General features: G+C 72.4%; 19 protein-coding genes and 1 pseudogene. 7 read left to right on the plus strand and 13 right to left on the minus strand.

All coding sequences use genetic code 11. From position 1 onward, the window contains the following. Positions 1-41: 41 nt before the first annotated feature. Positions 42-542, minus strand: coding sequence for a hypothetical protein (locus IDM40_RS19605; RefSeq protein ID WP_193123475.1), 501 nt, complete (start codon positions 540-542; stop codon positions 42-44). After that, the gene (locus tag IDM40_RS19610; RefSeq protein WP_193123476.1) at positions 542-1864 is read right to left on the minus strand and encodes an MFS transporter; all 1323 of its coding nucleotides are present in this window, start codon (positions 1862-1864) and stop codon (positions 542-544) included. The genes IDM40_RS19605 and IDM40_RS19610 overlap by 1 nt, the downstream gene beginning before the upstream one ends. Positions 1865-1935: 71 nt before the next feature. Here IDM40_RS19610 and IDM40_RS19615 point away from each other — a divergent pair, with 71 nt between their 5' ends. Beyond that, the gene (locus tag IDM40_RS19615) at positions 1936-2916 is read left to right on the plus strand and encodes a GlxA family transcriptional regulator (RefSeq protein ID WP_193123477.1); all 981 of its coding nucleotides are present in this window, start codon (positions 1936-1938) and stop codon (positions 2914-2916) included. Positions 2917-3882: 966 nt separating this feature from the next. Further along, complete coding sequence (locus tag IDM40_RS19620) at positions 3883-4491, plus strand: hypothetical protein (RefSeq protein ID WP_193123478.1); 609 nt, start codon at positions 3883-3885, stop codon at positions 4489-4491. Between the two features lie 19 nt (positions 4492-4510). Here IDM40_RS19620 and IDM40_RS19625 read toward each other — a convergent pair whose 3' ends face one another. Together IDM40_RS19625 and IDM40_RS19630 are read right to left on the minus strand one after the other, a co-directional pair. Further along, positions 4511-5203 carry a response regulator gene (locus tag IDM40_RS19625; protein ID WP_193123479.1) on the minus strand — a complete coding sequence of 231 codons (693 nt, stop codon included), beginning with the start codon at positions 5201-5203 and terminating at the stop codon, positions 4511-4513. Beyond that, complete coding sequence (locus IDM40_RS19630) at positions 5200-6456, minus strand: sensor histidine kinase (RefSeq protein ID WP_193123480.1); 1257 nt, start codon at positions 6454-6456, stop codon at positions 5200-5202. Before IDM40_RS19630 ends, IDM40_RS19625 begins: the two co-directional genes overlap by 4 nt. A 162-nt stretch (positions 6457-6618) precedes the next feature. On the opposite strand from IDM40_RS19630, the gene IDM40_RS19635 reads away from it, so the two are divergent. Together IDM40_RS19635 and IDM40_RS19640 are read left to right on the plus strand one after the other, a co-directional pair. Next, positions 6619-7710: an ABC transporter permease gene (locus tag IDM40_RS19635; protein WP_193123481.1), complete on the plus strand. Its 1092-nt coding sequence runs from the start codon at positions 6619-6621 to the stop codon at positions 7708-7710. Further along, on the plus strand, positions 7707-8387 hold the full coding sequence (locus tag IDM40_RS19640) for an ABC transporter ATP-binding protein (RefSeq protein ID WP_193123482.1): 681 nt from the start codon (positions 7707-7709) through the stop codon (positions 8385-8387). Before IDM40_RS19635 ends, IDM40_RS19640 begins: the two co-directional genes overlap by 4 nt. Positions 8388-8478: 91 nt before the next feature. Here IDM40_RS19640 and IDM40_RS19645 read toward each other — a convergent pair whose 3' ends face one another. The 5 genes from IDM40_RS19645 to IDM40_RS19665 all read right to left on the minus strand — a co-directional run bounded on the left by IDM40_RS19645 (position 8479) and on the right by IDM40_RS19665 (position 12961). Beyond that, a complete protein-coding gene (locus tag IDM40_RS19645; RefSeq protein ID WP_193123483.1) occupies positions 8479-9300 on the minus strand; it encodes a putative hydro-lyase in 822 nt (273 codons plus the stop codon). After that, on the minus strand, positions 9297-10166 hold the full coding sequence (locus IDM40_RS19650) for a 5-oxoprolinase subunit C family protein (protein WP_193123484.1): 870 nt from the start codon (positions 10164-10166) through the stop codon (positions 9297-9299). Before IDM40_RS19650 ends, IDM40_RS19645 begins: the two co-directional genes overlap by 4 nt. Next, positions 10163-10801, minus strand: coding sequence for a 5-oxoprolinase subunit B family protein (locus IDM40_RS19655; RefSeq protein ID WP_193123485.1), 639 nt, complete (start codon positions 10799-10801; stop codon positions 10163-10165). Before IDM40_RS19655 ends, IDM40_RS19650 begins: the two co-directional genes overlap by 4 nt. Continuing rightward, complete coding sequence (locus IDM40_RS19660) at positions 10801-11571, minus strand: LamB/YcsF family protein (RefSeq protein WP_193123486.1); 771 nt, start codon at positions 11569-11571, stop codon at positions 10801-10803. The genes IDM40_RS19655 and IDM40_RS19660 overlap by 1 nt, the downstream gene beginning before the upstream one ends. 139 nt (positions 11572-11710) lie before the next feature. Then, positions 11711-12961: an NRAMP family divalent metal transporter gene (locus IDM40_RS19665; RefSeq protein ID WP_193123487.1), complete on the minus strand. Its 1251-nt coding sequence runs from the start codon at positions 12959-12961 to the stop codon at positions 11711-11713. Between the two features lie 243 nt (positions 12962-13204). On the opposite strand from IDM40_RS19665, the gene IDM40_RS19670 reads away from it, so the two are divergent. Continuing rightward, positions 13205-13996 (plus strand): aminotransferase class IV family protein, encoded by a 792-nt coding sequence (locus tag IDM40_RS19670; RefSeq protein WP_193123488.1) that lies wholly within the window; start codon positions 13205-13207, stop codon positions 13994-13996. Here IDM40_RS19670 and IDM40_RS19675 read toward each other — a convergent pair. After that, positions 13966-15558: an SDR family oxidoreductase gene (locus IDM40_RS19675; RefSeq protein WP_193123489.1), complete on the minus strand. Its 1593-nt coding sequence runs from the start codon at positions 15556-15558 to the stop codon at positions 13966-13968. The genes IDM40_RS19670 and IDM40_RS19675 overlap by 31 nt on opposite strands. Next, a pseudogene (locus IDM40_RS19680) lies at positions 15555-15797 on the minus strand (DUF4383 domain-containing protein); the annotation flags it as partial. The pseudogene IDM40_RS19680 and the gene IDM40_RS19675, both read right to left, overlap by 4 nt. Positions 15798-16475: 678 nt before the next feature. Between IDM40_RS19680 and IDM40_RS19685 the strand changes: the two are divergent. Together IDM40_RS19685 and IDM40_RS19690 are read left to right on the plus strand one after the other, a co-directional pair. Continuing rightward, the gene (locus IDM40_RS19685; RefSeq protein ID WP_328807075.1) at positions 16476-18020 is read left to right on the plus strand and encodes a BCCT family transporter; all 1545 of its coding nucleotides are present in this window, start codon (positions 16476-16478) and stop codon (positions 18018-18020) included. Between the two features lie 58 nt (positions 18021-18078). Then, complete coding sequence (locus IDM40_RS19690) at positions 18079-18543, plus strand: Hsp20/alpha crystallin family protein (RefSeq protein WP_193123490.1); 465 nt, start codon at positions 18079-18081, stop codon at positions 18541-18543. Positions 18544-18654: 111 nt separating this feature from the next. On the opposite strand, the gene IDM40_RS19695 is transcribed toward IDM40_RS19690, so the two are convergent. Further along, positions 18655-19989: a M16 family metallopeptidase gene (locus IDM40_RS19695; RefSeq protein ID WP_193123491.1), complete on the minus strand. Its 1335-nt coding sequence runs from the start codon at positions 19987-19989 to the stop codon at positions 18655-18657. Positions 19990-20126: 137 nt separating this feature from the next. Beyond that, positions 20127-22442, minus strand: a complete 2316-nt coding sequence (locus tag IDM40_RS19700; RefSeq protein WP_193123492.1) for a polyribonucleotide nucleotidyltransferase — start codon at positions 22440-22442, stop codon at positions 20127-20129. Positions 22443-22561: the final 119 nt, after the last annotated feature.

The following is a 22561-nucleotide window of genomic DNA, read 5'->3' on the forward strand; positions in this document are numbered from 1 at the left end:
CCCGGCGCCGGGGCGGGGGCGGGACCGTCCCGGCGTCCGGTTCACCCGGCGCGCTCGGGCCGGAAGGTGCGGACCCCGGTGACGGCGAGCGTGAGGGCGGAGGCCGCGAGCAGGCCGCCGGAGAGCAGCCACTCGCGGGAGCCGTCCGGGCCGTACACCCGGCCGGACGCGCCGGTGTCAACCGCGGCGACCTCGGTCTCCGGGACGCAGGTGTCGCGTCCGGCGGCGTGCAGGACGGTCTCACGCGCGTCGGCCAAGTTCGTGGCCTGCGTGTCGTCGGCCGCAGCGTCGGCGGCGTCCGGGGTGAAGGTCCCGTGGCAGGTGCAGGACTCGTGCCCCGGGTGCTGCACGCAGACCGCCTCGGCCGGGGCGAACACCCCCGGTGTACCGTCGCCGCGGGCGGAACGCAGGTCCTGTTCCAGCCCGGTCAGCGCGACCCAGCCCACCAGCGCGGCCAGGAGTGCGAGCACCACGCCGAAGGCGCTGATGCGGGGGCTGTGGACGCGGGGTCGGCGGGCGCGGGGTCCGGTTCCGGGGCGCATCACCGTTCCCCCTCCGGTCCGCCGTGCGCCGGCATCCTGCGGATCATGGCGACCGCGAGCGCGCACAGGAGCGCGGCGAACACCCACAGGGGCGCGTACCCGCCGGTGGTGTCCCGGATCGTCCCACCCAGGACCGCCGCGGCGCCCGCCCCGAGCTGGTGCGCGGCGTTGACCCAGCCGAAGACGATCGCACCGTCGCGGCCGAAGTAGCGGGTGGAGAGCTCGATGACCGGCGGGACGGTCGCCACGTCCAGCAGCCCGAACACGACCACGAACACCAGGAGCGCGGGGCCGGGGTGCGGGCCGAGCAGCACGGGCAGGGCGGCCAGCAGCAGCGCACGCCCGGCGAAGTACCCGGCGAGCAGCCACCGCGGGTCGGCGCGGTCGGTGAGCCAGCCGGAGAGCACGGTTCCGACCAGGGAGAACACCCCGATCCCTGAGACCAGCGCGGCGGCGACGGTGGAAGCCATCCCGTGGTCCTGGGCGGCCGGCACGAAGTGGGTCCACATGAGCCCGTTGGTGGAGGCGCCGCAGACCGCGAACACCCCCGCGAGCAGGGCGAACCGGGGGTCGCGCAGGGCAGTGGCGAGCACGGTGACGGTGCGGCGGGCGGCGCCCGGGGCGGGACGGGGTTCGGGCGGGGACGCGGGGTCGGCGGAACCGTGGCCGTACGGCGCCAGGCCGACGTCCTCCGGTCGGTCGCGCAGGACCAGGGCGGCCAGCGCGGCCAGGACGAACACGGTCAGGGCGAGCGTGACCAGGGCGGGGCGCCATCCCTGGTGGTCGATGGTCCACGCGACGGCCGGGAGGAAGGCGAGCTGCCCGAACGCGCTCGCGCCGGTCAGGGTTCCGAGCACGAGTCCGCGCCGGGCGGTGAACCAGCGCCGGGCGACGGTCGCGGCGAAGGTCATCGCCACCGCCCCGGTCCCGGCGCCGACGAGCAGGCCCCAGTAGAGGGTGAGCTGCCAGGGCGCGGACATCACGGTGGTCAGGAGCGTTCCGGCCCCGACCACCGCGAGGGCGGCCACGGCGACGCGGTGCAGGCCGAAGCGGTCCATGAGCGCGGCGGCGAAGGGGGCGACGGCGCCGTACAGCACCATGTTGACCGACGCGGCCAGGGCGATCGACGAACGCGACCAGGCGTACTCGGCGTGGAGGGGTTCCACGAGCAGGCCGGGCACGGCGGTGAGGACCGCGGCGCCGACGACGACCAGGGCCGCGACCGCCGCAACCCACCAGGCGCGGTGGATGCGGGGGCGGCGGTCGGAACCGGGGCCGGGCCGGCGTGCGCGGGCGGTGGCGGGTGCGTCTTCGGTGTTCATGGCTCCAGCGTCCGCCGCGGGGGTGTGCTCCGGACAGTGGCCCGGATGCCAACATGTGCAAGGATCGGGCCATGGGGCATTTCCGTGGGACTGCGCCGCACCGGGTGGCGGTGTTCGTGCGCGACGGGGCGCTGCCGATCGAGACCGGGATCGTGCACCGGCTGTTCGGACAGGCCCGGGACACGACGGGGCGGGCGCTGTACGAGGTGGTCACCTGTGCGCTGGCGCCGGGGCCGGTGCGGACCGACACCGACCTCGGGTTCACGGTTCCGCACGGGCCCGCTCCCCTGGCGGACGCGGACACGGTGTTGGTGCCCGCGGCCGAGGAGGACTACGTCGAACGCCCGCACGACCCGCTCGCCCCGGAGCTGGCCGACGCGCTGGCACAGGTGCGGCCGGGGACGCGGGTGGCCTCGATCTGCTCGGCGGCGTTCGTGCTCGCCGCGCTGGGGTGGTTGGACGGGTGCCGGGTGACCACGCACTGGCGCTCCACGGGGTTCTTCCGCGCGATGTACCCGCACATCGACCTGGACCCGGACGTGCTGTACACGGACAACGGGCGCGTGCTGACCGCCGCGGGGGTGGCGTCCGGGATCGACCTGAGCCTGCACATGATCCGGACGGACCACGGGGCGGCGGTCGCCAACGAGGTCGCGCGGGGGACGGTGGTTCCCCCGCACCGGGACGGGGGCCAGGCCCAGTACGTGCGCAGGCCGGTCCCCGAACCCGAGGGCACGGCGACCGGCGCCGCGCGGGCGTGGGCGGTCGCGCACCTGGACGAGCGGCCGACGCTGGCGCGGATGGCGGAGGTGGCGTCGATGAGCGTACGGACCTTCACGCGCCGGTTCCGGGAGGAGACGGGGGTGTCGCCGGGCCGGTGGCTGACCGCGCGCCGGCTGGACCGGGCACGCGAGCTGCTGGAGGGCACGCGCATGCCGGTCGACCGCATCGCGCACGAGACGGGGTTCGGAACGGGGGCGTCGCTGCGCCAGCACATGCGCGCCGAGCTGGGGGTGTCGCCCGGCGGCTACCGCCGCACCTTCGGAGCCTGACCCGGGACCCGCGGAACCGACCCGTTCCCCGCCCGGCCCACGCGCACCTGCCCCGGGCACACACGTGAGCGGGCGAGGCCCGCGGGTCGGGTACGGGCCATACGGGCGCGAAGCGCCCGCCCTCGGTGCACGGGTGCGTGCCCCTTGCCCAGCCCTCACGCACGTCTACGACGCGCCTCCAGCCAACACACGCACATGCGGGCCGGATCCCCACCCTGCCCACGCGCACCTGCCCCGGGCACACACGTGAGCGGGCGAGGCCCGCGGGTCGGGTACGGGCCATACGGGCGCGAAGCGCCCGCCCTCGGTGCACGGGTGCGTGCCCCTTGCCCAGCCCTCACGCACGTCTACGACGCGCCTCCAGCCAACACACGCACATGCGGGCCGGATCCCCACCCTGCCCACGCGCACCTGCCCCGGGCACACACGTGAGCGGGCGAGGCCCGCGGGTCGGGTACGGGCCATACGGGCGCGAAGCGCCCGCCCTCGGTGCACGGGTGCGTGCCCCTTGCCCAGCCCTCACGCACGTCTACGACGCGCCTCCAGCCAACACACGCACATGCGGGCCGGATCCCCACCCTGCCCACGCGCACCTGCCCCGGGCACACACGTGAGCGGGCGAGGCCCGCATGTGCCGTGCGCACGGCGCATCCAGGCCAACGCAACGCGCTGGGTCAAGACCGAACACTGAGCGCGGGTGGCGCAAAGCGCCCCGCTCCAGGACGCGTTTCGGCAGCGCACCAGGCCGGGCGGCCCTGGGCACCCCAGTGGGCTACAAGAGGCGTACACACGAGCGGGCAAGGCCCGCGCGCAGAGCGCGTGTCCACGAGGCACCATCGGTGCCCGAGAGTCGGGCGCGGGGCGCGCCCGGCGGCGGTCGGGGCGGGGCGCAGCGGGTATGGGGCAGCCGAGGGCGAGCCGGCCCTCCCGGGCGTGTCCCACCCCCCGACCCCTGGAGCCCCCCCCATGAAGCTGTACGCCGAGCGCCACCTGCGGGCGGCCGCGCAGATCACCTCCGACCTCCTCGCGCTGGCCTGGACCGCCTTCTGGGTACTGGCCGCACTGTCCCTGCACGAGATGATCATGTCCCTGGCGCGCCCGGGCGAGCTCCTGGAGAGCGCCGGGTCCGACATGACCGACCACATGTCCACGGCGGCCGAGAACGTCGAACAGGTCCCGATGGCGGGCGAGGCGCTCGCGACCCCATTCACGAGCGTGGGAGAGGCCGGGGAGTCGCTCTCCTCGGCCGGGACCTCGTTCCAGGAGTCCATCGGAACGCTCGCCCTCGTCCTGCCCCTGCTCACCGCGGCGCTGCCCGTACTCCTCCTCGCGGCGACGTGGTTCCCGGCCCGGGCCCGCTGGGTCGCCCGCGCGAACTCCGCACGCCGGCTGCGCCACCTGGACCCCGGAGCGCGCGAACGGCTCCTGGCCCTGCGCGCCCTGTCCTCCGCACCGGCCGGACACCTGGCCGGTGTGCACGAGGACCCCGCGGGTGCGTGGCACGACGCGGAACCGGCCGCGGTGCGGGACCTGGCCGACCTGGAACTGCGCCGCCTGGGGCTCAAACGGGTCTGACCCCCGCGGGGGCGGCCCCTCACTCCACGCGGATGATGCCCCGCTGCAGCGCCGTGGTGATGGCGGCGGTCCGGTTGTCCACGCCGAGCTTGTCGAAGATGTGCACCAGGTGGGTCTTGACGGTGGCCTCGCTGATGAACAGCTCCCGCGAGATCGCCCGGTTGGACATCCCCCGCGCGAGCAGGCCGAGGATCTCCAGTTCCCGCCCGCTCAACGCAGGCCGGGGCGAGCGCAGCCGGTCCATGAGCCGGTTGGCCACGTCCGGCGCGAGCGCGGTCTCTCCCTGCGCGGCCGACCGCACCGCCGCGCACAACTGCTCGGGCGGGGCGTCCTTCAGCATGTACCCGGTCGCCCCCGCCTCGACGGCAGCCAGGATGTCGGCGTCGGTGTCGTAGGTGGTCAGCACCAGCACGGGCGGCGGGGACGGCAGCTGCACGATGCGCCGGATCGCGCTCACCCCGTCCATGCCCTCGCCCATGCGCAGGTCCATGAGCACCACGTCGATCCCCGCCGGCGCACCGCTCTCGCCGTTCGGGCCACGCGGGCCGTCCTCACCCCCGCCGAGCAGGTCGAGCGCGGCACGCCCGTCCGACGCCTCGGCGACCACGTCCATGCCGGGTTGCTCGGCGAACATCGCCTTGAGCCCGTGGCGCACGACGGGGTGGTCGTCCACCAGGAGGATGCGCAGTGGACGCAGCGGGCTCTCGGTCACGGTGACTCCTCACGGGTGAGCGGCAGGCGGACGGCGACGGCGGTGCCCTCACCGGGCGCGGACTCCACGTCGAGCCGTCCGCCCAGGGCGGTGACCCGCTCGCGCAGCGCTGCCAGCCCGTACCCGGTGCCGTCGGAGCGGGAACGCACCTCCTCCGGCCGGAACCCGATCCCGTCGTCGTACACGTCCAGGGTGACCTGGTCGTCGAGATAGCCGAGGGTGACCACGGCGGTCGTGGCACGCGCGTGCGCGGCGACGTTGCCGAGGCTGGCCTGGGCGGCGCGCAACAGGGCGACGTCGTACTCGGAGGGCAGCCGGACCGGGGCGCCGTCCAAACGGAACCGGCAGTCGACCCCTCCCCCGGACCCGCCGTCCCCTCCGCCGGTCCCGCCGACCCCGCGTTCGCACAGCCGCCGCAGCGCCTCGGGCAGGTCACCGCCGGCGAGGGAGGGCGGGGCGAGGTCGCGCACGAACCGGCGGGCCTCCTCCAGGTTGGCCGACGCGCTCTCCCTCGCCTCGACCACGCGTGTGGCGGCCACGCCGGGCTCGTCGGGGAGCGCGCTCTCGGCCGACCGCAACAGCAGGACGATGCTGGAGAGCCCCTGCGCGAGGGTGTCGTGGATCTCCCGCGACAGGCGTTGGCGCTCGTCGAGGATCCCGGTGCGCCGCTGCGACTCGGCGAGTTCGTCCCGGGTCCGCGTCAGGGTGTCGATGAGCTCCAGGCGCTGCCAGCTCTCGTGGTCCAGGGCCCGGTACCCGATCGCGATGGCCACGGCGAACGCCGCGCCGAGGATCGGCCCCAGCACCATCCCGGCGCTGAAGTCCCCGGTGTGCAGGACCTGGCCGGCGACCACGGAGGCGGTGATGACCACGACCGCGACGACGGAGTGGATCCCCCTCAACAGGTTCAGGTGCAGGAAGTACAGCGGGAACGCCACCCACACGAACTCCGACCCGGCCCAGGCCAGCAGCGCCCACAGCGCGGTGACCGCCGCCAGCCACACCAGGGCACGCGCACGCGGGGCGCCGGGGCGGGCCAGCACCGAACCGGCCATGTACAGCAGCCCGAGCAGGAACGCCCCGGCGGTGATGGCCCAGTGGGTCCAGCGCGGGTGATCGGGCACCGGGGCGTCGATCTCGGTGAGCGTGTACTGCACGAGGCCGAACGCGAGCAGGAACAGGAAGCTCGCGTGCAGCAGCAGCCGAAGCACCCACAGGACGGTGTCGACGCCGGGCGGATCTCCGTAGCGCATCAGGGCAGCGTACGACGTGTGCCGACGGAGGGTCATCAACCGTTCGGTGGAGGGTGCCGCACAACTTTCCGCCCCGCGGGGCACACCGTTCCCTCGATGTGGCGGAGGGGGTCCGCGGCCGAACCTGGTGGCGTTCCACTTCTTCGAGAAAGGAGGGCCGCCGTGTTCGTCGCCCTTCGTGACATCCGCTTCGCCAAGGGGCGGTTCGCGCTGATGGGCTCCGTCGTCGCCCTCATCACCCTGCTGATCGTGCTGTTGTCGGGGCTGACCGCCGGACTGGCCGACCAGTCCACGTCGGCGGTGCGCAACCTGGAGGCCGAGAACGTGGCCTTCGGGACCTCCGGTGACGGCGACGTCGAGGAGTCCTACGCCGACAGCACCGTGACCGCCGGCCAGCTCGACACCTGGTCGGACGCGGCCGAGTGGGCCGAACCGGTCGGCATCACCCAGACCCGCGCGGAGGCCGCCGACGGCAACTCCACGGCCGTGGCCCTGTTCGGGGTCGTGCCCGACGGCAGGCTGGCGCCCGACGGGATGCCGTCCGGTGACCACCTGGCCGTGAGCGAGGAGATCGCCGAGACCTTCGGACTGGAGGAGGGCCAGGCCCTCACCATCAGCGGCCAGGACCTGGAGGTCGCCGCTGTGGTGCCCGATGAGTTCTACAGCCACACGCCCGCGGTCTGGACCGACGTGGAGACCTGGCGCGGCATCGACCCGGCGGTCCGCCACGCGGAGGGCGCCGACGCCCCGGTCGCGAACGTGGTCGCCGCCGGCCCCGCCGACGAGGGGGCGGTGGAGGCCGCGGACGCAGACGCGGGCACGGTCTCCTCTCCGCTGGACGACAGCATGCACGCGGTCGGTTCGTTCTCGTCGGAGAACAGCTCGCTGGTGGCGATGCAGGGGTTCCTGTACGTGATCTCGGCGATGGTCGTGGGCGCGTTCCTGACGGTGTGGACCATCCAGCGCAGCGGTGACGTCGCGATCCTCAAGGCGCTGGGCGGTTCGACGAACTACCTGCTGCGCGACGCGCTCGCCCAGGCGCTGATCGTGCTCGTGGCCGGGACCGCGCTGGGCGGCGCCGTCGGTGTCGGGGTGGGTGCCCTGGCCGCCGGGGTGCTGCCGTTCTCCCTGACCGCCGGGACGACCGTCGGGCCGGTGCTGGCACTGATCGTCCTGGGCATGCTCGGCGCCGCGCTGGCCGTGCGCCGCATCACCTCCGTCGACCCACTGACCGCCCTGGGAGGCGTGCGATGAGCCTGGAACTGAACAACGTGAACCTGACCTACCCCGACGGCGACGGTGTCGTGACGGCGCTGGACGACGTGTCGGTGCGGGTGGAGCCCGGAGAGCTCGCGGCGGTCGTGGGGCCCTCCGGTTCGGGCAAGTCGAGCCTGCTGGCCGTGGCCGCGACGCTGATCCGTCCCGCGTCGGGCCGGGTCTCGGTGGGCGGGACCGACACGCTCGGGATGCGCCCGCGGGAGCTGTCGGAGCTGCGGCTGAACCGGATCGGGATCGTCTTCCAGCAGCCGAACCTGATCAGCGCGCTCACCGCGGTGGAGCAGTTGATGGTCACCGAGCACATGCGGGCGCGCCCGCTGCGGGAGGCCCGGCGGACGGCGTTGGAGACGCTCGCGTCGGTGGGGCTGGACGGCAAGGAGCACCGTCGTCCGCACCAGCTGTCCGGTGGTGAGCGCCAGCGGGTCAACATCGCGCGTGCGCTGTCGGCCCGTCCGGACGCGCTGTTGGTGGACGAGCCCACGGCGGCGCTGGACCACGAGCGCGGGGCCCGGATCGTGGACCTGTTGAGCGAGGCCACGCGCACGTTCGACGTGGCGACGCTGCTGGTCACGCACGACACGGAGTACCTCGGGGCGGCCAAGCAGGTGTTGGAGATGCGCGACGGGCGCCTGAGCGCGTACGAGACCGCCTGATCCCGCCCCCGAGCGGCTCCCGGGCCCGGCCGACGGCGCGCGTCGGCCGGGCCCGGGGTGTGTCCGAGGGGACCGCCCGCGAGGTCCCGGGTCAGGGCACCTGGTAGGCGGAATCGCGCACGTCGGTGACGGCCATGTGCCCCGGTGCGTGGCCGATGGCGAACTCGGGGGCCGAGGCCGCCACGGCCGCCTGCGGCGTCACCCCGCAGGCCCAGAAGACCGGGACCTCACCCTCCCGGACCTCCACCGGGTCACCGTGGTCCGGGGAGTCCAGGTCGGCGATCCCGAGCGCCGCGGGGTCCCCCACGTGCACGGGGGCGCCGTGCACCGCCGGGTAACGCGAGGTGATCCGGACCGCGTCCGCGACCCGGTCGGCGGGCACAGGGCGCATCGACACCACGAGCCGCCCGGACAACCGCCCCGCGGGACGGCACTCCCGGTCGGTCTCGTACATCGCCGCGTTCGTGCCCGCCTCGATGTGCCGCACCGGGATCCCGGCCTCGAGCAGCGGGGTCTCGAACGTGAAGCTGCACCCGATCAGGAAGGACACCAGGTCCTCGCGCCACAGGTCGGTGACGTCCGCCGGTTCCCCGACACACTCCCCGTTCCGGTAGACGCGGTAGGCGGGCAGGTCGGTGCGCAGGTCCCCGTCGAAGACCGACGCGGACACCTCACCGGGTTCGGTGACGTCCAGGACGGGGCACGACTTCGGGTTGCGCTGCGCGAACAGCAGGAAGTCGTAGGCCAGGTCCCGCGGGACGCACAACAGGTTGGCCTGGGCGTATCCGCGGCTGTAACCGGAGGTGGGGACACGCAGCCCCGCGCGGAACAGCTCCCGGGCCCGGGCCGGCGCGAGGCCGGCCGGGGACCCCGGCTCCGCAGGGGGCTCCGCAAAGACGCGGTCGGGGCTCATGGTGTTCTCCTCCACGGGGCGAACCGCACCCGGGTTCCCGGCCGGGCCTGCGCGGCCAGGGGCAGGTCGGCGGCGCAGACCACGGCGACGACGGGGTACCCGCCGGTGGCCGGGTGATCGGCCAGGAACAGCACCGGCTCTCCCCCGGGCGGCACCTGGAGCGCACCGGCGACCATGCCCTCGCTCGGCAGCTCGCCCTCGCGGGCGCGTTCCAGCACCGGCCCGGACAGGCGCGCGCCCACCCGGTCGCTGCGCGGGGTGACCTCGAAGGCGCCGGTGAACAGGGTCTCCAGCGCGGCGCCCGTGAACCAGTCCGCGCGTGGGCCCGGCTCAGCGCGCAGCACCACCTCGGACGCGCCGACCGGTCCGACGGGGGCCAGGTCGATGCCGGGCATGCCCTCGGGGGCGGGCCCGACCGGCAGGCGGGTGCCGGGCACGAGCACGTCCGGTCCCAGCCCGGCGAGCACGTCGGTGCTCCGCGAACCCAGCACGGGCGGGACGTCGATCCCTCCGCGGACCGCCACGTACGTGCGCAGCCCCCGGCCGGGGGTGCCCAGGGCGAGCTCGGACCCGTCGGCCACGTGCAGGACGGAGTTGAGCGCGGCGGTGTGCCCGTCCACCGTGAGGGGCGCGGGCGCCCCGGTGACGGCGAGGGTGAGGTCCCCGTGGGCGCGCAGGCGCAGTCCTCCCAGGGTGGCCTCCAGCCCGGCGGCCCCGGGCGGGTTGGCGACGAGCCGGTTGGCGAGGGTGTGGGAGTCCAGGTCGGCGGCGCCCGAGGGGCCCACCCCGAGGTCGGCGTGGCCGGCCCGGCCCCGGTCCTGGACGGTGGTCAGCGGTCCGGCGGCCAGCACCTCCAGCACGCTCACGACGCCTCCTCGAACCGCACTCGGACCCCGGGACGCAGCAGCCCGGGCGGGTCGCGTTCGGGGTCCCAGACCCGGGCGTCGGTCCGGCCCAGCAGCTGCCATCCGCCCGGGGAGACACGCGGGTAGACCCCGGTGAACGTTCCGGCCAGCGCGACGGCCCCTGCGGGCACCTGGGTGCGCGGCTCGGAACGCCGTGGCACGTCGAGGCGCGGGTCCCCGCCGACGAGGTAGCCGAACCCGGGCGAGAAGCCGCAGAAAGCGACGGTCCACGGCGTCCCGGTGTGGGCGGCCACGACCTCGCGGGGGCTCAACCCGGTGAGGTCGGCGATGTCGTCGAGGTCCTCGCCGTCGTAGTGCACCGGAACCGTGAGGGTCTCGCCGCGCTCGGCCCCGGTCCCGGCCGGCCGGCGCAGGTCGGCGAGGGCGGAGACCACACGTTCGGGGTCGGTTCCGGTCTCCAGGCGCAGCAGGACGGTGCGCGCGGCCGGGACCACGTCGCTCACGCCCTCCGGTGTGTTCTCGGCCAGGGCGGCGTTGAGGCTCACGACCTCGTCCAGGTCGGCGACCTCGAGCAGGAGCCCGCGGTCGGCGCACGGCAGGATCCGCAGGTCGAAGCCCTCGTCCGTGGCGGGCATCAGGCGTCCGTCCGGCTGAAGGGGCGCAGCTCCACGCCGTCCTCGCGCAGGCGGGCGGCCACCGTGCGGGCGACCTCCACCGCGCCGGGGCTGTCGCCGTGCACGCACAGGGAGTCGGCGTCCAGGTGCAGCTCGGTGCCGTCGATCGCACGCACGGACTCCCCGCGGGCGATGCGCAGGCACCGCTCGGCGACCTGCTCCGGGTCGTGCAGGAGCGCACCCTCCTCCCGCCGGGAGACCAGCGTCCCCTCGGGTGTGTAGGCACGGTCGGCGAAGGCCTCGCGGTACACCCGCAGCCCGGCCTCCCCGGCCAGCCGCAGGAACTCCGACCCCGGCAGCCCCAGCACGGGCAGGTCAGGGTCGTAGGCGCGCACGGCCTCGACGACGGCGCGCGCCTGCCCGGTGTGGTGCACGATCGCGTTGTACAGGGCCCCGTGCGGCTTGACGTAGCGCACCCGGTCGCCGGCCAGGTGCGTGAACGCGCTCAGGGCCCCGAGCTGGTAGACGATCTCGTCGGTGAGCTCGTCCGGCGGCACGTCGAGGAACCGCCGCCCGAACCCGGCCAGGTCGCGGTAGCCGACCTGCGCGCCCACGGCCACACCGCGTTCGGCGGCGTCGGCGGTGGTGCGGCGCAACACCGTGGGGTCACCGGCGTGGAACCCGCAGGCGACGTTGGCGCTGGTCACGGTGGTCAGAAGCGCCTGGTCGTCGCCCAGTTCCCAACGTCCGAACCCCTCCCCCAGGTCGGCGTTGAGGTCGATTCGCGGCATCGTGGTCCTCGGTCTCTGCACGCGGGTGAACAGGCCGTTCCCGTTTCCTCACCCGATGGGACCAGGGTAAGGAGAAGGGCGGGCGCGGCACTCGGCCGCCCCCGCCCCTCGCCGTGCATACCGGCCGGTCAGCGCCGGATCACTGCCACAATTCGGCGATCCCGCCGAGCGACTGCAGCGCCATGAACACCGTCAGCGCCCAGGCGGCCACACCGATCGCCACGAGCCACTTCGGGTACCGGTAGCCGTGCAGCAGGTCGTGGGAGCGGCGCGCGGCCACCCACAGCATGATGCCGAGGCCCACGGGCAGGATCACACCGTTGAGGGCGCCCGCCAGCACGAGCAGGGTGTCGGGCGCCTGGCCGGAGACCAGGAACACGACCAGCGAGATCCCGATGAAGACCGTCACCAGGCTCCCCCGCCACTTCTCCAGCAGCGGGTGGAAGGTCGTCACGAACGAGATCGACGTGTAGGCGGCACCGATGACTGAGCTGACCGCGGCCGCCCACATGATGAGCCCGAACAGGCGCAGCCCGACCTCGCCGGCGGCCTGGTGGAAGGCCTCGGCCGGAGGGTTGTCGGCCTCCATGACGGCCACACCGCCGGCGACGACACCGAGGATCGCCAGGAACAGCAGCACCCGGATCAGCCCCGTCACCAGGATCCCGGTGACGGAGGTCTTGGTGATCGCGGAGACGTTCTCCTTGCCGCCCTGCCCGTTCTCGATGAGGCGGTGTGCACCGGCGTAGGTGATGTAACCGCCGATGGTGCCGCCGATGATCGTGACGGTGGCGAGGAAGACGTCCGAGCCGAGCGTCTCGGGCATGACGGACTGGCGCATCGCCTCGCCCACGGGCGGCTGCGAGACGATCGCGACGTAGAGGGTCAGACCGATCATGAGCAGGCCCAGACCGATCATCATCCGGTCGAGCGCCACCCCGAGGGCCTTCACCGCGAGGATGACCACGGCCAGGCCGGCGGAGAGCACCGCCGCGACCCGGGCGTCCATGCCGAGCATCGCGTTGAGGCCCAGGCCGGTCCCCGCGATGTTGCCGACGTTGAAGACGAGCCCGCCGAAGACGATGAGCACGGCGAGCACGTAACCGGCACCGGGCAGGACCTTGTTGGCCAGGTCCTGCGCCCGCATGTTCGCGACCCCGACAACCCGCCAGATGTTGAGCTGGACGGCGATGTCCACCAGGATCGACAGGAAGATCGCGAAGGCGAAAGTCGCGCCGAGCTGCGCGGTGAAGGTCGTGGTCTGAGCGATGAAGCCGGGGCCGACCGCGCTGATGGCCATGAGGAACATCGCGCCCAACAGGCTGCTGCTCACCGTGATGCGACCGAGTCTGAGACGCACCTTCGTGGGTGCGTGGGGGGCTTCGCCCATGGGTTGGCTCCAAGCACACAAAAAGCGGGGCGACCTGGTGGAACGCCCCTGACGACGTGGGATCGCCGCACACTACTCGAGGGTCCGGTTCCGTGGGGCCCCGGGGCAGCCCCGTCGGGGCCGAAGTGCGAATCCCGACACCGGTGCTTGGTGTGGGCCACTCGGTGCGTGGCCGGTACAGGCCCCCGTTGTGGGCGGGTATCCGCTCCGCGCCGATGCCCGAGGTGCCATCATGGCTTGGCGATGGAACTGAACGGACGCCCCGTCAGCACCGGGGAACTGGCGAGCCTGGCCCTCTACGGCTACGGCCACTTCACGACGATGCTCGTCGACGGCCTCAGGGTCCGAGGGCTGCAGTGGCACATGGACCGGTTGCACCGGGACTGCCACGCCCTGTTCGGCACCGACCTGGACCTGCCGCGCGTGCGCGAGCTGGCCCGGCGGTCGGCGCGCGAGCACCCCTCGCCGTCGGTCGTGCGTGTGACCGTGTTCGACCCGCAGATGGACCTCGGGCGGCCGGGCTCGCGGGCGCTCCCGCAGATCCTGGTGACGACCCGCCCGGCACCGGACCCGGCGGTGCCTCCTCCGCCCGTGCGCCTGGGCACGCGCCTGTACGCGCGCGACACCCCGCAGATCAAGAGCACGGCGATGTTCGGGTCGTTGCGCCAACGCAGGTCGGCCCAGCTGGACGGGTTCGACGACGCCCTGTTCAGCGGGGTGGACGGCCGTGTCTCGGAGGGACCGACGTGGAACATCGGGTTCCTGGACGGCGAGGGTGTGGTGTGGCCGCAGGCGCCGAGCCTTCCGGGGATCACCGCCCGCCTGGTGGACCACGCCGCCGACTCCCTCGGGGTTCCGGTACGAACCCGGCCGATCGCACACGCCGCGTGCACACGGATGGGGGGCGCGTTCGTCACCAACGCGGCCACGGGTGTGCGGGCGGTGTCGTCGGTGGACGGGGTGCAACTGCCCCAGTCGGGTCTGGTGCGCAAGCTCGCGGCGGCCTACACGTCGATCCCCGGCGACCCGCTCTGAGCCCTCCCGGAGCGGCGGCGGTCCTGTGCGGCGCGGGCGGCGATCCTGCGGACCATGGAACCGAAGACGACCCCGTGGAAGGGTGTGACGGCCGCCCAGTACAGGTGTCCTGACAGACCGTCGGGGTGGAAGACGGCCCGCTGCCGGTACACGGAGGTGCGGGCCCGTTCGCCCAGCGGGCCGGGTGCCGGTTCGGCGCGCAGTTCGAGCCAGGCGCGGCCGGGAAGGCGCATCTCGGCACGGAGCCGGAGCAGCTCGCCGGGCACGATCTCCTCCACCCGCCAGAAGTCCACGGAGTCGCCCACGCGCAGCCGCAGGGGATCGCGCCGTCCGCGGCGGGCCCCGACGCCGCCGACGGCCAGGTCGATCCAGCCGCGGGCCGCCCAGGCCAGGGGCCAGGAGTACCAACCGTTGCGGCCACCGATGGCCTCGATGACGCCCCACAGGTCCTCGGCCGGGGCGGCGACGGGGCGGGAGCGTTCGTCGGTGTACTCGCTGCCGCCCGCCCATTCGGGGTCGGTGGGCAGCGGGTCGGAGGGGTAGGCGACCCGGCCGGCCGACGACCACCGGGTGTCGACCTGGGCGCTGTCCGTGCGGCGCAGGGCGAGGCGGACGGCCTCGTCGAACCCGAGGTGGCCTCCGGCGGCGAGCTCGGCCCGGGCCCGGCCCTCCACGTCCCCGTTCCGGTCGCCGTCACCTTCTCCCCCGTCCGGACCCGCGCCCACGACCGCGTCGTGGCGGAGGGACTCCACGAGGGGGCGCGCCACGCCGGGCGGGACCGGGGTGACCAGCCCGACCCACAGGCTCGACAGCCCCGGGGAGAGCACGGGCACGGGCAGGATCAGCCGCGGCCGCAGCCCTGCCGCCCGCGCGTAGCGGCGCACCATGTCGGCGTAGGTGAGCACGTCCGGTCCCCCGAGGTCGAAGGTCGCGTTCGTACCCGCGGGCAGGTCGTCGGCGCGCACGAGGAGCCGGAGCACGTCGCGCACGGCGATGGGCTGCACCCGGCTGCGCACCCACCGGGGTGTGGTCATGACCGGCAGCCGTTCGGTCAGGTGCCGCAGCATCTCGAAGGAGGCCGAACCCGAGCCGAGGATGACCGCGGCCCTCAGCACCACCGCGGGCACCGGGGCCTCGAGGAACACCCGGGCGACCTCGGCGCGCGAGGCCATGTGCGGCGAGAGGCGGGCCCCGTCCGGTGCGAGCCCGCCGAGGTAGACGATGCGGCCGGTCCCCTCCTCCGCCGCGGCGCGGGCGAACGTGCGGGCGCCCTCGAGGTCGGCACTGCGGAAGTCGGTTCCGCCGCCCATGGAGTGCACGAGGTAGTAGGCGGTGTCCACCCCGTCGAGCGCCTCCCGCAGGCCCTCCCCGCTGAGCACGTCTCCGCGCACCACCTCCACACGGTCGCGCCAGGGGTGGTCCCGGAGCTTGCCGGGCGTACGGGCCAGACAGCGCACCCGGTACCCGGCCTCCAACAGCTGCGGCACGAGTCTGCCGCCGATGTAGCCGGTGGCCCCGGTGACCAGCACCGTGCGATCCCGCGCGTGCGTGTGCGTGTTCACCCGTGTGCCCCCTGCGCGTCTTCCGTGCCCTCGTGGCGCCGCCGCTCGCGCTTGCCCTCGCGGTGCCTGCGGTAGGGGTTGTCCTCGGGCAGCCCTCCGCTGTAGCACCCGTACATACCGAAGGTCATCACCATCAGGCCGACGACGAAACTGAAGATGACGTTCGGCATGGAGAAGGCCAGAACGTTGTACTCGGTACTCATGAGGTAGAGGTTGAGCAGTCCGCTGCCGACGAAGGCGGCTTGCGGTCGCCCGGGCCGCGCGGTCCGCCCCGCAGGCGGTCGCGGTGCACACGGCCGGCCCCGGTCGGCGATCCGCGGGCGCGCTGTTGCGTGTGGCGGACGGGCACTTGGCGTCGCTCACCGGAGCCGTGGGAACCCTGGCCGAGGCTCGCTGACGCCCCTTCGCATAACGGGGGCATCACCATCTGGCAGCGACACGGTTCGGGAAGCGGCCCCCGGCACCACGCCCGACCGCGCTTCGGGGCCGGAACCGGCCAGCCCTGCGGGTTCCCGTACAAGACCCCTTTGTGTTGAGGCAATGCTCACCCCGGACACGCCCTCCCCGGGCCCGCCGAGACCGCGCCGCTGCAGCGCACCGGCTTTCCGCAGGAGAGAGCGGGTCTGCCGCCTCCCGCGCGGAAGCAGGGAAAAAATCTCCTTGCTGCCTCTCGCACGAAGGGCCCCGAATACCCGTTCATGTCGGTCAAATCCCGAACACTCCGCGCTCAACCTCGCGCTTTACGTCTGCGAGCAGGAGATCTAATATCCCTCCGGACCACACTCTGCCGGTAGCAGGCCGGCCCGCAACCAGATCACCCGTTCAAGGGATCACACACCGATCGGGGCTGGGAAGGAGCCACCATCTCATCCCTGCGCACCTATATCCGCGAACACACCAACCCTTGGGTCTTCGGGATCTCGGGGATCGCGATCATCGCGTTCATCATCCTCGGGGTGGCCTTCACCGATCAACTGGGACCCATCACTGAGGGAATCCGGTCGGGGATCGGCACGAACCTGGGTTGGCTCTACATGGCGGCGACGACGTTCTTCCTCGTCGCAGCGCTCTTCCTCCTGTTCAGCCGCTTCGGGAACATCCGGCTCGGCCCGGACGACTCGCGCCCCGAGTTCAGCAGCCTCGCCTGGTTCGCGATGCTCTTCACCACGGGCATGGGCATCGGTCTCGTGTTCTTCGGTGTCAACGAGCCGGTCACGCACCTGAACGCCCCCCGCTCGGAGGAACTCACTCCAGGGGAGCCCGAAGCCGTGGGCGAGGCCTTCGCCTCCACACTGTTCCACTGGAGCTTCCACCCGTGGGCCATCTACATCGCCCTCGGCCTGTCCCTGGGGTACTTCGCCTTCCGCAAGGGTCTCCCCCTGCGCCCCGCGTCAGCGCTCTACCCCCTCCTCGGCGACCGCGCCTTCGGGTGGATCGGGAACCTCGTCGACATCCTTGCCGTCTTCGGCACCATCTTCGGCCTGGCCACCTCTCTGGGTCTGGGCACGATGCAGATCAACAGCGGTCTGAACAACGTCTTCGGGCTGCCCATCAACGGGACCTCGCAGACGATCATCATCTGCGTCATCATCGCGGTCACCCTCTACAGCGTGATGTCGGGCATCGACAAGGGGCTGCGCCGCCTGTCGGTGCTCAACCTGGGGCTGGCCTTCGTCCTGATGATCTTCGTCTTCCTGGTCGGCCCGAAGCTGTGGATGACGAGCTCGATGTTCACCGGTGCGGGCGACTACCTCGCCAACATCGTCCCGTGGAGCCTCTCCTTCCCCTCGCCCCTGGCCGATGACGTCGCCGCGACCTTCGCCGCTGACTGGACCCTGTTCTACTGGGGCTGGTGGATCTCCTGGTCGCCCTTTGTCGGGATCTTCCTGGCGCGCATCTCCTACGGCCGCAAGATCCGCGAGTTCGTGCTCGGTGCGCTCTTCGCCCCCGCCGCCATCTCCGTCCTGTGGTTCGGTGTCTTCGGTGGTGCCGGTACCTACTACGAGCTCTTCGACGACAGCTTCGCCGGCTTCTCGGACGACGAGGCAGAAGCCACCTACCAGTTGATGGACCTCCTGCCTCTGGCACCGGCCGTGGCCACGATCGCAGCGCTGTTCCTGATCCTGGTGGTCACGATCTTCTTCATCACCTCGGCCGACTCCGGGTCCTTGGTGGTGGACATGCTGACCAACGGCGGCGACACCAACCCTGTCCGTGCCCAGCGCGCCTTCTGGGCCGTCTGCGTGGGCGGGGTGACGCTCATCCTGCTCGTCCTGGGCGGGGAGGACGCTCTCACAGCGCTCCAAGCCGCCTCCGTCTCGACCGGTCTCCCGTTCGCCATCGTCCTGGTGTTCATGTTGATCGGTCTGTTCCTGGCGCTGTCCAAGGAACGCAAGCCGGGCGAACCCAAGACCGTCCGCGCCGAGGACTACCGTCCGACGCCGCGTCCGGACCGCCGCTGAGTCCGCCGAAAGCCCGACGACCATCGGCCCTGCGGGCCAGTGACAGGAAGGAGGAGGCATGGCACCCAAGCGTTTCCGCAACCCCTTCAACGGGGTCGTGGACATGATCACCGAGATGAACCGGATCTCCGACACCATGTCCTCGATAGAGACCAACCACGCGGGCGAGCGCGAGCGCGGTCACTCCGACGCGTGGAGCCCGCCGACGGACATCCTCGCCAGCGGGCGCGACCTCATCGTGCGGTGCGAGGTCCCCGGGGTGTACGAGGAAGACATCGACATCAGCTTCAACCACAGCGTGCTCACCATCAGCGGTGAGCGGCGCCGTGACGAGGACGACGTCGAGTACTACTCCTCGGAGCGGTTCATGGGCACGTTCCGCCGCGAGATCACCCTTCCCGAGGACGTCAAGCCGGCCGACATCGAGGCCACCTACGGCGAGGGCCTTCTCGTGGTGGTCGTCCGCGGTGCCGCCGACAGCAGCGCGCCCCGCGAGATCACCGTGAAGCGCCGCAAGCGCTGACGCGGTACCCGCGAACACGAAGGCGCCCCCGGTCGGTCGACCGGGGGCGCCTTCGTTCGTGTCCGGTGCCGGGGTACGGCCACCGGCCCCCGTGACGGGGGTGCCGGTTTCCTAGAACTCGCGGCCCTCCTCGTAGGGGCCGATGACGGCGAGCGCGCGCGGGCGGTTGAGCAGGTCCGCGGCGACCTCGGCGACGTCGGCGTCGGTGACCGCGTCCAGGCGGGCCAGGTCCTCGTCGATCGAGTAGTGGCGGGGCTGGTTGAGCTCGTGCGAGAGGATGCGGCCCATGCGGGCGTTGGTGCCCTCGCTTCCGAGCACCATCGCACCCTGGATCTGCCCCTTGGCGCGGCCGAGCTCCTCCGAGGTCAGACCGGAGGACGCGACCTTGGCGAGCTCCTCGCGGCACACCCCGATGACCTCGTCGATCTTCTCCGGCAGGCACCCCGCGTAGATCTGGAACGAGCCGGTGTCGGAGTAGGCCATGTGGAAGGCGTGCACCGCGTAGGCGAGCCCGCGCTTCTCCCGGACCTCCTGGAAGAGGCGCGAGGACATGCCGCCTCCCAGGGCAGCGCTCAGAAGCCTCAGGGCGTACCAGCGCGGGTCGAGGCGGGTCATCCCCTCCATCCCCATCAGGAGGTGCGCCTGCTCCGTCTCACGCGAGCGCAGGACGGTACCCCCGTGCACCGGGACGGACGTCTCCGTCGAACGCGGGCGCGAGGGACGGGCGTCACCGGCAGCGGCGAGCTGGCCGGCGAACATCGTGCGCACCCGCTCGACGAGTTCCGCGTGGTCCAGGCTGCCCGCGGCGGTCACCACGAGCTCGCCCGGGACGTAGGCGTCCCGGTACTGCTCGAGGATGCGCTCGCGCGGCAGGTTCCGGATCGTGTCGATGGTGCCGAGGATCGGGCGGGCCAGCGGGGAGTCGCCGAAGAACTTCTCCGCGAAGACGTCGTCGACCAGGTCGGCCGGCTCGTCCTCGTACATGGCGATCTCCTCGAGGATCACCCCGCGCTCGGTCTCCACCTCCTCCGCGTCGAGGGTGGAGTTGGCGACCATGTCACCGATGACGTCGACGGCCAGCGGGAGGTCCCGGTCGAGCACCTTCGCGTAGTAGCAGGTGTGCTCCTTGGTCGTGTAGGCGTTGTGGTCGGCGCCCACACTGTCGAGCTCGGCGGCGATGTCGAGCGGGGAACGCCGCTGGGTCCCCTTGAAGAGCAGGTGCTCCAGGAAGTGGGCGGAACCGGCGTGCGCGGAGTCCTCGTCGCGCGAACCCGTGGTCGCCGAGATGCCGAACGCAGCCGACCGCACACCGGGGACGCTCTCGGAGACCACACGCAGGCCGCCGGGCAGCACGGTGCGCTGGACCAGGCCGGAGCCGCCGGTGGGCTCCATCAGGGTGACGGTGGAACCCGGCTCCTGTTCGGCGGCGATGGGCACAGAGCTCATGAAACCTCTTCCACGTGTTTCGGGGGGTACGTTCCTGCGGGGCCGTCCCGCGCCGTCGGGCGTGGGGCAGCATACGCCGCGGGGGCGGCCGTACCCCTTTTCCGGATACGGCCGCCCCCGCGGTCGGTGCTCGTCGATCAGGTGTTCTCGGAGCGGTTCGTGTTGCGGCGGCGACGGCGGCGCGGAGCAGCGTCCCCGCCGTTGTCGTCACCGTTGTCGTCCTCGTCGTCCTTCTTGCCGTTGTCGGCGGAGGACTCCTCGGCCTTGGCGGCCTTGGCGGCCTCCTCCTCGACGACCTCGACCGGGGCCAGCGACAGCTTGCCGCGGTCGTCGATCTCGCGGATCTCGACCTGGATCTTCTCGCCGATGCCGATGACGTCGTCGAGGTTCTCGATGCGCTTGCCGCCGTGCAGCTTGCGGATCTGCGAGATGTGCAGCAGACCGTCCTTGCCGGGCAGCAGCGAGACGAACGCACCGAACGTGGTCGTCTTGACGACCGTGCCCAGGTAGCGGTCGCCGACCTCGGGCATCGTCGGGTTGGCGATCTGGTTGATGGTGTCCCGGGCGGCCTCGGCGGAGGGGCCGTCGGTGGCACCGATGTAGATCGTGCCGTCGTCCTCGATGGTGATGTCGGCGCCGGTGTCGTCCTGGATCGAGTTGATCATCTTGCCCTTGGGGCCGATGACCTCGCCGATCTTCTCGGTCGGGACCTGGACGGTGAGGATGCGCGGAGCGTTCGGGCTCATCTCGGCCGGACGCTGGATGGCCTCCTGCATGACGTCGAGGATCGCCAGGCGGGCGCCGCGGGCCTGCTGCAGGGCCAGGGACAGCTGCTCGGCGGGGATGCCGTCGAGCTTGGTGTCCAGCTGCAGGGCGGTGATGAGCTCACGGGTACCGGCGACCTTGAAGTCCATGTCGCCGAACGCGTCCTCGGCACCGAGGATGTCGGTCAGCGTGACGAACTGGTCGCCGTCGCTGATCAGACCCATCGCGATGCCGGACACCATCTCCTTGAGCGGCACGCCGGCCGCCATGAGGGACATGGTGGAGGCGCAGACCGAACCCATCGACGTGGAGCCGTTGGAGCCCAGCGCCTCGGAGACCTGGCGGATCGCGTAGGGGAACTCCTCGCGCGAGGGCAGGACCGGGAGCAGGGCGCGCTCGGCGAGGGCGCCGTGCCCGATCTCGCGCCGCTTGGGCGAGCCCACCCGGCCGGTCTCACCGGTGGAGTAGGGCGGGAAGTTGTAGTTGTGCATGTAGCGCTTGGTCTTGTCCGGGTTGAGCGTGTCAACCGTCTGCTCCATGCGCAGCATGTTCAGCGTGGTGACCCCCATGATCTGGGTCTCACCGCGCTCGAAGAGGGAGGAGCCGTGCACCCGCGGCAGCACGCCGACCTCGGCGCTCAGCTGGCGGATGTCCTTGGGACCGCGGCCGTCGATGCGGACCTGGTCGCGCAGGACACGCTCGCGCATGAGCTGCTTGCTCAGCGAGCGGAAGGCGGCGCCGATCTCCTTCTCGCGGCCCTCGAACTGCTCGGCAAGGCGCTCGGCGACCTCGGCCTTGACCTCGTCGAGCTTGTTCTCGCGGTCCTGCTTGTCGGCGATCGTGAGCGCCTTGGACAGGTCCTCGCGGACGGAGGAGTCGACGGCCTCGTAGACGTCGTCCTCGTGGTCGAGGAAGATCGGGAACTCGGCGGTCTCCGGGGCGGCCTGCTCGGCCACGGCGGCCTGGGCCTTGCACAGCACCTTGATGAAGGGCTTGGCGGCCTCGAGGCCCTCGGCGATGGTCTGCTCGTTGGGGCCGACGGCGCCCTCGGAGACCAGCTTGAGGGTCTGCGGGGTGGACTCGGCCTCGACCATCATGATGGCCACGTCGCCGTCCTCCAGCACACGGCCGGCCACGACCATGTCGAAGGTGGCGCTCTGCAGCTCGGCGTGGGTCGGGAAGCCCACCCACTGGCCGTCGATGAGGGCGACGCGCACGCCGCCGATCGGGCCGGAGAACGGGATGCCGGAGATCTGCGTGGACATCGAGGCGGCGTTGATCGCCACGACGTCGTACAGGTGCTCGGGGTGCAGGGCCAGCACGGTCTCGACGACCTGGATCTCGTTGCGCAGGCCCTTCTTGAAGGACGGGCGCAACGGGCGGTCGATGAGGCGGCAGGTGAGGACGGCGTCCTCGGAGGGCCGGCCCTCGCGGCGGAAGAAGGAGCCGGGGATGCGGCCGGCCGCGTACATGCGCTCCTCGACGTCCACCGTGAGGGGGAAGAAGTCGAGGTTGTCCTTGGGGCGCTTCGAGGCGGTGGTGGCCGACAGGACGACGGTCTCGTCGTCCAGGTAGACCGTGGCCGAACCGGCGGCCTGGCGGGCCAGACGGCCGGTCTCGAAGCGGATGGTGCGGGTGCCGAAGCCACCGTTGTCGATGACGGCCTCAGCCGAGTAAACGCCCTCCATGGGCGACCTCCTACTACACGTTCGTCGTGCCGGACGGGCTCTCCTGCCCGCCGACACATCGGGTCGGTTGCCCGTGTCCGTGCCCCGGAGTTGATGACGACCGGTCATCGATCGAAGCC

It is taken from the genome of Nocardiopsis coralli (assembly GCF_014892575.1).
GTDB classification, from domain to species: domain Bacteria; phylum Actinomycetota; class Actinomycetes; order Streptosporangiales; family Streptosporangiaceae; genus Nocardiopsis; species Nocardiopsis coralli.